The following is a 942-nucleotide window of genomic DNA, read 5'->3' as shown; positions in this document are numbered from 1 at the left end:
GATGGGACTGTCCTCTATACGGATTCCACCCACCTGAAGGCGAATGCCAACAAGGGCAAATACGATCTGGCCCTGCTTCAGAAATCGCGTGCCGATTACTGGGCCGATCTGGATCGGGCAATCGAGGCGGAACGTGCGGCGCATGGCCAGAAGCCGTTGAAGGAGAAAGAGCGCGAGCCAGAGGTGAAGGAAACGAAAGTCAGCCGTACCGATCCCGATAGTGGTTATATGGTGCGCGACGGCAAGCCCAAGGGCTTCTTTTATCTCGATCACCGCACGGTTGATGGGCGCCATGCGATCATCACCGACACGCATGTGACGCCGGCCAATGTGCACGATAGTATCGTCTATCTGGAGCGGCTCGATCGACAGCGCCAACGCTTCGACTTGCATGTCGGCGCGGTTGGGCTAGACGCGGGCTATGCCACGGCAGGCATTGCCAAGGGGCTGGAGGACAGAGAGATCCTCGGCGTGACCGGCTATCGCAACCCGACCCCGCCCAAAGACGGCAAGATGCGCAAGTCGAAGTTCGTCTACGAACCAGAGGCTGACGGCTATCGCTGCCCTCAAGGGCAACTGCTGCCCTATGCCACCACCGATCGAAGCGGTTACAAGCACTATCGCTCAGACACCTCCATCTGCCGTGACTGCCCGCTTCTGGCGTCATGCACAACAAACGCAAAGGCAGAACGCACCATCACCCGCCATGTCTGGCAAGATGCACGTGAGCGAACTGACGCCCAACGGAAGACGGCACGGGGCAAAGCGATCTACAAGAGGCGCAAGGAAACGGTGGAGCGATCCTTTGCCGATGCCAAACAGCTTCACGGCCACCGCTATGCCCGCTTCCGTGGCCTGATCAAGGTCAGATGGCAGTGCCTCATCGCCGCAGCGGCACAAAACATCAAGAAGATCGCAATGGCGGTGACCAAAACACCTAAA

Annotated in this window: 1 protein-coding gene; it reads left to right on the top strand. The window is 58.8% G+C overall.

The genetic code is table 11. The annotated features are described in order from the left end of the window. The coding region (locus ACQZ5M_RS21095) for an IS1182 family transposase (RefSeq protein WP_449080807.1) at nt 1–942 on the top strand (942 nt) is incomplete at both ends.

Source organism: Rhizobium sp. 22-785-1 (assembly GCF_053521965.1).
The sequence above is the reverse complement of the archived record's forward strand: the minus strand, read 5'-3'. Positions and strand labels throughout refer to the sequence as shown.